Raw genomic sequence first — 10,602 nt, forward strand, 5'->3', positions numbered from 1 at the left:
TTCAGGAGACGCCATGAGTACCAAGATCAAAGCCGCGCTGTTGCCCGCTGTACTGTCTGCCAGCCTGCTCGCCGCGCCGTTCGCGCTGGCCAAAGAGGTGGTCAAGATTGCATTCGTTGGCCCACTGACTGGCGGCACCTCGGCCATCGGCCTGGGCGGGCGCAACTCAGCGGACCTCGCGGTCAAGCAGCACAATGCCAAGGCTGGCGCGCCGTACGAATACGAGCTGGTCGCGCTGGACGATGAGTGCAAGCCCAACGTCGGCGTGCAGATCGCCACCAAGATCGCCGCCGACAAAGACATCATCGGCGCCGTGCCCCACTACTGTTCCGCCGTGGCCATGAGCGCGGTCGACGTGTACCACAAGTTCGGCCTGCCGGTGGTGGTGTGGGGCGCGGTGCTGCCCGACATCACCTACGCCAACGACTTCAAGGAAGTGCACCGGGTCAACGGCACCATGATCAACCAGAACCAGGAAGCGGCGAAGTTCATGGTTGAGCATGGCTACAAGACCTTCGCCGTGATCCACGACACCACCGACTACGGCAAGGGCCACAACAAGTACTTCAGCGAGGCCCTGGAAAAAGCCGGCGGGAAGATCCTCGGCACCTTCGGGGTGACCGCCGACCAGCAGGACTTCACCGCCGAACTCACCCAGATCAAGCAGCTCAAGCCCCAGGTGATCTACTTCGGCGGGCTGACCCCGATCGGCATCCGCATCCGCGCGCAGATGGAAAAACTCGGCATCGACGCCCAGCTCGAAGGCACCTCGGGGATCAAGTCCGATGCCTACATCGAAGGCACCGGCGCCGCCCTGGCCGAGGGCTCGCTGTCGTTCATCGAAGGCGCGCCGTGGGAGAAACTGGCCGCCGGCCCGGCGTTCTTCGCCGCCTACGCCGAACAGAAGTACGCCCAGCCCGCCGAGGCCTACGGCCCCTTCGCCTACGTGGCGAGCAACCTGTTGATGGACGCCATCGACAAGGTCGGGCCAAACCGGCGCAAGGTGCGTGACGAGCTGAACCACACGCAGAACGCCGAGACCATGATCGGCCCGGTGACCTTCGACGACCACCGCCAGAACATCGTGCCGCTGATCACCGCCTACGTGGTGCAAGACGGCAAGTGGGTGCCGTGGCAAGACAGCGAATACGCCAGCGGCAAGCGCACCCTCAAGGGCCTGTGAGCCACCCGTGACACAACCGCCCCGCGCCCTGTGCCGGGGCCATGACCCTTTTCGATCCGGGCCTGGCCATGAATCTGGAAATCCTCAGTCAATACCTGATCAACGGGCTGATGCTCGGCATGATCTACGCGATGGTCGCGGTGGGCTTCACCTTGTTTTTCGGGGTGCTCGACGTGATCAAGTTTTCCCATGGCGATGTGCTGATGGTCGGTGGCTTCGCCGGCCTTGCCACCTTTGGCGCGGTGCAGGCGCTGGGCATCGCCAACCCCTGGTTGCAACTGGCGTGCATGCTGGTGGCGGCGCTGGCGGTGACCGCCGCGCTTGGCGCGCTGGTGGCGCGCTTTCTGATTTTGCCGCTGCGCAACGCACCGCCGATCAACCTCTTGTTGATCACCCTGATGCTGGGCCTGGTGCTGCGTGAATGCATCCGCCTGTTCTACCCCGACGGCTCGAACTCCAAGCCCTTCCCGCAACTGCTGCCCACCAGCACCTGGCACCTGGGCGGCCTGGCGGTGCGCGCCGACAGCGCGATCATCCTGTTGGTCGGCGCGCTGACGATCATTGGCGTGCACCAGTTGATCAACCGCAGCAAGCTGGGCCTGGCGATCCGCGCGGTGGCCCAGGACGGCGAGACCGCGCGGGTGATGGGCATCAACTTCGAGCGCATCGTACTGCTGACCTTCGCCCTGGGCTCGGCCCTGGCGGCCACCGCCGGGATGATGAACGGGCTGTACTACAACGAAATCAACTTCAACGTCGGCCTGCTGCTGGGGGTGATCGGCTTCTGCGCGGCGATCCTCGGCGGCCTGGGTAATTTCTATGGGGCGATCCTCGGCGGCTTCTTGTTCGCGGCGCTGCAAACCCTTGGCGCGGTGGCGTTGCCGCAGTGGATCCCGGGGTTCCAAGGGGCCTACAAGGATGTGTTCGCCTTTGTCGTGGTGATCGCCCTGTTGGCCTGGAAACCCACCGGCCTGATCGCCGAACGCAGCAGTGAGCGAGTCTGACATGCATACATTCCTTTCAAAGGCCTCACGGCCGCTGCTGGCTGGCGCCCTGGCGCTGGGGTTCATCGTCGCCTGGGCGTTGCTGCATGCCGAGAGCCAGGTGGAAATCCTTCTGCTGGCGCTGGTGGCTGGCGCCGTGCTGCTGGCCGCGCGGCGCTTGAAGCTGGCCGCGCCTCTGGGCCGCAGCGCCAGCGAACACCCACGCCTGCTCGGGCTGGGCTGCATCGCTGGGGTGCTGGCCCTGCTGGTGGTGTTCCACGACGCGCACTTTGCCCTGTTGCTGCTGGCCACGGTACTGATCTACAGCGTCGCCTGCCTGGGCCTGAACGTGCAGTTCGGCTATGCCGGGATCGTCAACTTCGCCGGCGCGGCGTTCTTCGGCATCGGCAGCTACACCGCCGCCACCCTGGCGCTGCACAGCGGCGTGCCGCACCTGCTGGCGGTGCTGATCGCCGGGCTGGTGGCGGCGGCGCTTGGCTCGCTGCTGATCCTGCCGGTGCTGCGCACCCGCGGCCACTATGCGGCCTTGGTGACGATCGCCTTTGGCATCCTGTTTCGCACCTTCATGGAGGTCAACGACACCTTCGGCGGCCCCCAGGGCCTGCGCATTCCGGGAATGACCCTGTTCGGCTGGGACATGAGCGAAAGCCTCGAATGGGGCGACAGCGAAGTGTCGTTCTACGCCAACTTCGTGCTGCTCGCGCTGCTGCTGTGCAGCGTGGCGTTCTGGCTGGTGCGCCGGCTCGAGCGTTCGTGGCTGGGGGTGGCAATGGACATGGTGCGCACCGATGAAGTGTCGGCCTCGGCGTTCGGCATTCGCATCGCCCGCACCAAGGTGCTGGCGTTCGTGTTCGGCAACTTCCTGATCGGCGTAGCCGGCGCGGCCTACGGCCTGATGACCGGCTACGTGGCACCGAACAACTTCACCTTCGGCGACTCGCTGATCCTGGTGTCGATCGTGATCCTCGGCGGCATCGGCAACCCCTGGGGGATCATCCCGGCGGTGGCGATCGTGATGATCCTGCCGGAGAAGCTGCAGTCGATCCAGGAGTACCGCTTCTTGCTGTATGGCCTGCTGGTGATCGCCATCCTGCTGTTCCGCCCGCAGGGGCTGCTGCCTCGCCAGGTTCGCCAATTCTTTCCGGGACGCCCATCATGAAACCACTGCTGCAGACCCGCGGGCTGACCATGCGCTTCGGCGGGCTGGTGGCCCTCGACGGCCTTGACCTGCACATCGCGCCACGGGAAATCCTCGCCCTGCTCGGCCCCAACGGCTCGGGCAAAACCACCTGCTTCAACGTGATCACCGGCCTGTACAAGGCCAGCGCCGGCAGCGTGACCTTTGCCGGTGAAGACCTCAGCGGCCGCTCGCCGCAGAGCGTCTACCGCCATGGCATCACCCGCACCTTCCAGCGCCTGCGGCTGTCGTTGCCGCTGACGGTGTTCGACAACGTGGTGGCCGGCAACACCCGCCACCTCGATGAAAGCCTGTGGTTCAACCTGTTCCGCCGCCAGGGCTTCAAGCGCCAGCACGGCGAAATGGTCGAGCGCGTGCACCAGTTGCTGCACACCTTCAACGCAGGGCTGGCCAGCAAGCTCTGGGAACCGGCCGCCAACCTGAGCATGCTCGACCGCCGGCGGGTGGAAATCTGCCGCGCGCTGATCAGCGAGCCGCGCCTGCTGCTGCTCGACGAACCCTCGGCCGGCATGACCCACGACGAAACCAACGAGCTGATGGACGACGTGCTCAAGGTGCGCCAGAGCGTCGCGCCGTTCGCGATCGCGCTGATCGAGCACGAAATGAACCTGATCCAGCGTATTTCCGAGCGCTGCGTGGTGCTCAACTACGGCAAGAAGATCGCCGAGGGCAGCTACGCCGAGATCATCGCCGACCCGCAGGTGCAGGTCGCCTACCTGGGCAAGGAGTGAAGCATGGCTTTGCTGAGCATTGACAACATCGCCACGGCGTATGACCGCATCGATGTCCTTCACGACCTCTCGCTGGAGCTCGAAGAAGGCCGCATCACTTGCATCCTTGGCGCCAACGGCGCGGGCAAGAGCACATTGATCCGCTCGATCCTCGGGCTCACCCCGCCCAACCGCGGGGACATCCGCTTTGCCGGCCAGTCGCTGATCGGCCTGCCCACCCACCGGGTGATCGCCCAGGGCATCGCCTGCATCCCCGAGGGGCGCAGGATCTTCCCGAAGATGACCGTGGCGGAAAACCTGCGGGTCGGCGCTTACCAGGTCGCCGACCCGGCCGAGATCGCCCGCCGCGCCGATGAGGTGTATGCGTTGTTCCCTCGGCTGAAGGAGCGCCGCGACCAACTGGCCGGGACGATGTCGGGCGGCGAGCAGGCGATGGTCTCGATCGGCCGCGGGCTGATGGCCAAGCCACGCTTGCTGATCATCGACGAGCCGTCGCTGGGGTTGTCGCCGCTGTACGTGAAGGAGAACTTCCGGATCATCGCCGACATCAACCAACTGGGCATCAGCGTGCTGCTGGTGGAGCAGAACGTGCACCAGACCCTGGCCATTTCGCACTATGGTTTCGTGTTGTCGCAGGGGCGCCTGGTCGCCCACGGCGACGCCAAGCGCCTGAGCGAGAACGACGAAGTGCAGGCGGCCTATTTCGGCTGACCTCTGTTTACGGAGCCCCCCATGACTACACCGCTGAACCCCGTGGAAATGACCCAAGCCCTGGTGCGGATGAACACCGTCAACACCCCGGGCGATGAATCCACCTGCACCCAGTACCTGGCCGAGTTGCTCGAAGCCCAGGGCTTTACCTGCACCCTGAGCGAGCTGGCGCCGGGCCGCGCCAGCCTGGTGGCAAGCCTCGGCGACCCTGCCCAAGGCCTGCCACTGGCCTTTACCGGCCATGTTGACGTAGTGCCGCTGGGCAACGCGCCCTGGCAGCAGGCGCCGTTCGGTGGCGAGATCATCGACGGCAAGCTGTACGGCCGTGGCAGCAGCGACATGAAGGCCGGCGTGGCGGCGTTCGTGTGCGCGGCGCTGGCCTGCCGGGAACAGATCGCCGGCAGCGCCGGGGTCACCCTGATCATCACCGCCGGCGAGGAAACCGGCTGCGAAGGCGCCTTCCAGATGGCCGCCCAGCCTGGCCTGCTGAAGCCGGCCGGGGCCTTGCTGGTGGCCGAGCCGAGTTACAACGACCCGCTGGCCGGGCACAAAGGCGCGCTGTGGCTCAAGGCCAAGGCACGCGGAGTGACCGCCCACGGCTCGATGCCGCAGCATGGCGACAACGCCATCTACAAGATCGCCCGCGCCGCGCTGGCGCTGCAGGCCTTCGATTTTGGCTTCCCGGCCCACCCGCAGATGGGCGCGCCGACGCTGAACGTGGGCATGATCAACGGCGGCCTGAACGTCAACTCAGTGCCCGATGCCGCCGAGCTGACGATCGACATCCGCACGGTGGCCGGGCAAGACCACGCGGCCATCCGCCAGGCCCTGCAAGCGGCCCTGGGCGACGCCATCGAACTGAGCACACTGATCGACCTGCCGCCGGTGTACACCGAGCCCAACCACCCCTGGGTACAGCGTGTGCTGGCCCTGGCCGGTAGCACCCAGGTGCCCGGCACCGTGACCTACTTCACCGACGCCGCCGCCCTGCTCGCGCCCTTGGGCAACCCGCCTACGCTGATCCTCGGCCCAGGCGAAACCCACCTGGCGCACCAGACCGACGAATACTGCGAGGTCAGCCGCATCGACCAGGCGTTCGCGCTGTACACGCGGATGATCCTCGACTGGTGCCAGGCATGAGCAGCGCCCTCGCCCAAGACCTCGCCAGCCTCAGCGCCAGCCAGGCGGCGCGGCTGTTGCAGGCCCGCGAACTCAGCGCCGAGGCCCTGGTGCAGGCCTGCATCGAACGCTACCAGGCCCGCGAGCCTGCCGTGCGGGCCTGGCGCAGCCACGCCGCCGAGGCCGCCCTGGCGCAAGCCCGGGCGCTCGACGCCGGGCCCCTGCGCGGGCCGTTGCACGGGCTGCCGATCGGGGTCAAAGACCTGTTCGACACCCGTGGCCTGCCGTCCGGCTACGGTTCGCCGATCTACGCCGAGCACCAGAGCGGCCACGACGCCGCCGCCGTGGCGCTGTGCCGGGCGGCCGGGGCAATCGTGCTGGGCAAAACGGTCACCACCGAATTCGCCACCTTCCACCCCGGCCCTACACGCAACCCGCACAACCCCGCGCACACCCCCGGCGGCTCGTCGAGCGGCTCGGCCGCGGCGGTGGCGGCGGGCATGGTGCCGTTGGCGCTGGGCACGCAAACCGCCGCCTCGATCATCCGCCCGGCGGCCTACTGCGGGGTGGTCGGCTTCAAGCCCAGCTTCGCCTCGATACCCCGCGCCGGGATCAAAAGCCTGGCCGAAAGCCTCGACACCGTCGGCGCATTCGGCCGCAGCGTGGCCGACGTCGCCCTGCTCACCTCGGTGATGGCCAGCGCGCCGCCGTGGCGCGCGCTCGACCACGGCGGCGCGCCGCGCATCGGCCTGTGCCGCACGCCGTACTGGGAGCACGCCAGCCCCGCCGCCCAGCAACAGCTCGAAGCCTGCGCCGCGCGCTTGAGCCTGGCCGGCGCGGTGCTGGTGGAGGTCAGCCTGCCGCCGGAGTTCGATACCCTGGCCAGCGTGCACGACGCGATCATGTGCTTCGAAGCCTGGCAGGCACTGGCCGATGAGCGGCTGAACCACGCCGAGGCCCTGAGCGAGCCGCTACAGGCGCTGTTGCGCCGCGCCAGCGCTATCGATTTCGAGCAAAACCGATACAATCAGCAGCGCGTCGCCGCCGCCCGCGCGCGCTTGCCCGAGGTGTTCGCCCACTGCGACCTGCTGCTCACCCCCAGCGCCTGCGGCGAGGCCGAGCTGGGCATGGCGACCGGCAACCCGCTGTTCTCGCGCAGCTGGAGCGCGCTGGGCCTGCCCAGCCTGCATCTGCCCACCGGCACCGGCCCCAGCGGCCTGCCACTGGGCGTGCAACTGGTCGGCCCGGCGGGCAGTGACCTGGCCACCTTGCGCGGCGGCCAGTGGGTGGAACATCAGTTGAACCGACAGAAGGACTGAACATGCAGCTGTCTTCTTCCAACCCGCCGGGCAAGGAACGCCGCGAAGGCCTGGCCGAACGGATCTACCAGCAGCTCAAGCAGGACATCTTCGAGTTCCGCCTGCTGCCGGGCGATCGCTTCAGCGAAGGCGACGTGGCCAAGCGCATGGACGCCAGCCGCACCCCGGTGCGCCAGGCGCTGTTCCGGCTGGAGCAGGAGCATTACCTGGAGGTGCATTTTCGTGCCGGCTGGCAGGTGCGGCCGTTCGACTTTGCCTATTTCGAAGAGCTTTACGACGTGCGCATCGTGCTCGAGCAGGCTGCCGTCAAGCGGCTGTGCGAGAACGCCGCGCCCGGCCAGGAAGAAGCCCTGCGCGAACTGCTCGACACCTGGGCGGTGGCGCCCGCGCAACGTTGCTACGAAGCGCAGGTGCTGACCGAACGCGACGTGGCGTTTCACCGGCAACTGCTGGCCTTGGCCGGCAACAGCCAGATGACGCGCTTTCACGATGAAATCGGCGAGAAGATCCACGTGCTGCGCCGGCTCGACTTCACCCAGCGGGCACGCATCGACACCACCTTCGAGGAGCACACGCAAATCCTCCAGGCGGTGCTGCAACGCCGCGCCGACGAGGCGCAACGGCGGGTGAAGGCGCACATCGAGGTGAGCAAGGCCGAGGTGCGCAAGATCACCCTGCACATGTTGCATTGCGCGCGGGGGTAAGGCCCCGCTGCAACTGCTCGCATTGCCACCTGAAGTACAGGTATTTCAGCGCCTTTTTGTAACCTTTACTTACAAATCCATTCGCAAAAACCCGCCAAAACCCGCATTCCAGAGCACATCCATACAAAAACAGCGTTGTCGTACAACCCTGGCAACTGTATCTTCGATAATTGTTCTCATTCTGATACAAAGGCCCGCCCTCCCCGTACCACGGTATTCGCAGCCCACCCGCTCAGCCCTCTCCGATGGCACCGCCAAGGCGCCCTCGCGGGCTCGGCCGTGCCGGCGAAACCTGGCCGGCAGGGCTCGACGACGGAGCGCCCGATGCCACGCCTCACCCCACGCCGCACCTTTTCACTCAGCCTGTACGGCAGCCTCGCGTTCAGCGCCCCGGCCCTGGCCGCGGAGCCGGCCGCCCCGCTGCAACTGGGTGAGGTCACCATTGAAGGCGCCCATGAACGCGAAGCCCCACGCAGTTACCGCGCCGGTGCCAGCAGCACCGCCGGCAAAACCGACACGCCACTGCTCGAACAGGCCCAAGCGGTCGACACGGTGACCGCGCAGGTGCTGCAGGACCAGGCCCCGCAAACCCTGGAAGACGTGATCAAGTTCATGCCCGGGGTGGCGGTGAACAACAATTTCGGCGGCACCCAGGACGCCCTGCTCAAGCGTGGCTTCGGCGGCAGCGATGACGGCGGTGTACTGCGCGACGGCCTGCGCACCGCGACCGGGCGTAACTTCCAGGCGGTCACTACCGAGCGGGTGGAGCTGCTCAAGGGGCCCGCCTCGCTGCTGTATGGCATGCAAGAGCCCGGCGGGGTGATCAACGTGATCAGCAAAAAGCCGCTGTATCAACCCCACCACAGCCTGGGCGGTACCCTCAGCGACCAGGGGGGTGGCGAGGCGCATGTCGACACCACTGCGCCGCTGGGCGGCAGCGGTTTCGCCTTCCGGCTGATCGGCCAGCACAAGGACGAAGACTACTGGCGCAACTTCGGTGCCAACACACTCGACCTCATCGCCCCGTCACTGGCCTACGAGAGCGAAGCGCTGTCGTTTCTGGCGGCCTATGAGTACACCGACTACAGCAACACCCTCGACCGTGGCGCGGTGCTAAGCAACGGCCACCACGTGGGCAGCCGCGACGACCGCCTCGACGAAAAATGGGCCCGCGCCGAAGGCCAGCGCCAGCAGCTCAATACCACCACCGAATACCGCTTCGACAGCAGCACCCGCGTGCGCCTGGCTACAGGCTGGAGCTACGACCAGTACAACGACTACCAGGCCGACCCCAGCGCCTACAACGCCAGCACCGGTGTGCTGAGCCGGCGCTTTCGACGCAACGTGGGCGCGCACAAGGAAAACGCCTACGTCGCCGCCGACTGGATCGCCAGCCGCGAATGGGCCGGCCTGCGCCACGAACTGCTGCTGGGCAGCGACTATGAAAGCATCCGCGACGCCTACGGCGATTTTATCGACGGCCCGGTCATCGGCGGCTTCTACCCGGCCGCGCCGGTGTATGGCCAGTTACCCCCCAGCGGCCCGGTCAACCCCAACAACAGCGATGGCTACACCCGCATCAAAGGCCAGGCGCTGTACGCCAAAGACAACATCCACCTGGGCGAGCACTGGATCCTCGCGCCCGGCCTGCGCTACCAGCACTACGACATCCGCTCCGGCAGCCGCCGGCCATTCATCGAGGCCACCGACGAACGCCAGGGCAAGCTGCTGCCGTTCATGGGCGTGGTCTACGCACTGCGCGCCGACCTCTCGCTGTACGGCAACTACAGCCAATCCTACCGGCCCAACGAGGTCGAGGCCGGCTCGGTGTTCAGCGGCCGCTACAAACCGGAAACCGGCCGCCAGTTCGAGGTGGGCGCCAAGTACGACAACGGCGCCTGGCAAAGCACCCTGGCGGCCTACAGCATCCGCAAGGAAAACGTGCAACAGAACGCCGGCACCGATGCCGACGGCAATACATTGCAACGGTTGGCCGGCGAGGTGCGCTCGCGGGGGCTGGAGTGGAGTGTGAACGGGCAGTTGAGCGAGCACTGGCAGGTGATCGCCAACTATGCCTACACCGATGCCTGGATTGAAAAAGACACCCCCGCCACCGAGGGCAACCGGGTGTACAACGTGCCGCGCCATGTGGGCGGGGCGTTCCTGGCCTGGCAGGTGCCGCAACCGGTGTTGGGCGGTGAACTGCGCGTTGGCGCGGGCGCGCGCTACGTGGGCGCGCGGGCGGGGGACCTGGGCAATACCTTCGAGCTGGATCACTACACCACGGTGGATGCGTTTGCCGCCTGGAGTACTCGGCAGTTGCTGGGCGAAGAAACCGTGCTGCAGGTCAATGCGGTGAACCTCACCGACCAGGGCTATTTCGTCGCCTCGGGGGGCAACACCCGGCGAGTGAGCTGGGGCGAAGGCAGAACGCTGCGGGTGAAAGGCGAGGTGAGGTTCTAGGCTAGCCGGCCTCAGGGTTTTTTGTTGCCTCTTAACTCAATGGCTTACCCATTCCGTGGGCCGGCTGTGCCGTAATGCTGTTCACTTAAGCCATTTCAGGGCTTCATGGAGGGATCAATCTGTGAGCTCTGCGGATTTTGTGCATGAGCTTCAGGGCCTATCGCCCGGCA

9 protein-coding genes are annotated in these 10,602 nt (G+C 66.5%); all 9 read left to right on the plus strand.

The window, feature by feature from the left end:
- Positions 1-13: 13 nt before the first annotated feature.
- The 9 genes from ACFZCE_RS23950 to ACFZCE_RS23990 all read left to right on the plus strand — a co-directional run bounded on the left by ACFZCE_RS23950 (position 14) and on the right by ACFZCE_RS23990 (position 10,432).
- Positions 14-1,183: an ABC transporter substrate-binding protein gene (locus ACFZCE_RS23950; protein WP_390943024.1), complete on the plus strand. Its 1,170-nt coding sequence runs from the start codon at positions 14-16 to the stop codon at positions 1,181-1,183.
- 41 nt (positions 1,184-1,224) lie between these two features.
- A complete protein-coding gene (locus tag ACFZCE_RS23955; RefSeq protein ID WP_390943025.1) occupies positions 1,225-2,187 on the plus strand; it encodes a branched-chain amino acid ABC transporter permease in 963 nt (320 codons plus the stop codon).
- A 1-nt stretch (position 2,188) separates the two neighbouring features.
- A complete protein-coding gene (locus ACFZCE_RS23960) occupies positions 2,189-3,346 on the plus strand; it encodes a branched-chain amino acid ABC transporter permease (RefSeq protein ID WP_390943026.1) in 1,158 nt (385 codons plus the stop codon).
- The gene (locus ACFZCE_RS23965; RefSeq protein WP_390943027.1) at positions 3,343-4,116 is read left to right on the plus strand and encodes an ATP-binding cassette domain-containing protein; all 774 of its coding nucleotides are present in this window, start codon (positions 3,343-3,345) and stop codon (positions 4,114-4,116) included. The genes ACFZCE_RS23960 and ACFZCE_RS23965 overlap by 4 nt, the downstream gene beginning before the upstream one ends.
- Before the next feature lie 3 nt (positions 4,117-4,119).
- Positions 4,120-4,827, plus strand: a complete 708-nt coding sequence (locus ACFZCE_RS23970) for an ATP-binding cassette domain-containing protein (protein WP_390943028.1) — start codon at positions 4,120-4,122, stop codon at positions 4,825-4,827.
- Between the two features lie 21 nt (positions 4,828-4,848).
- Positions 4,849-5,967, plus strand: a complete 1,119-nt coding sequence (locus ACFZCE_RS23975) for a M20/M25/M40 family metallo-hydrolase (protein WP_390943029.1) — start codon at positions 4,849-4,851, stop codon at positions 5,965-5,967.
- Positions 5,964-7,265, plus strand: a complete 1,302-nt coding sequence (locus tag ACFZCE_RS23980; protein WP_390943030.1) for an amidase family protein — start codon at positions 5,964-5,966, stop codon at positions 7,263-7,265. Before ACFZCE_RS23975 ends, ACFZCE_RS23980 begins: the two co-directional genes overlap by 4 nt.
- A gap of 2 nt (positions 7,266-7,267) precedes the next feature.
- Complete coding sequence (locus ACFZCE_RS23985; protein ID WP_390943031.1) at positions 7,268-7,969, plus strand: FCD domain-containing protein; 702 nt, start codon at positions 7,268-7,270, stop codon at positions 7,967-7,969.
- A gap of 324 nt (positions 7,970-8,293) precedes the next feature.
- Positions 8,294-10,432, plus strand: a complete 2,139-nt coding sequence (locus tag ACFZCE_RS23990; protein ID WP_390943032.1) for a TonB-dependent siderophore receptor — start codon at positions 8,294-8,296, stop codon at positions 10,430-10,432.
- Positions 10,433-10,602 lie beyond the last annotated feature (170 nt).

This window comes from Pseudomonas sp. NPDC007930, from assembly GCF_042958985.1.
GTDB lineage: Bacteria > Pseudomonadota > Gammaproteobacteria > Pseudomonadales > Pseudomonadaceae > Aquipseudomonas.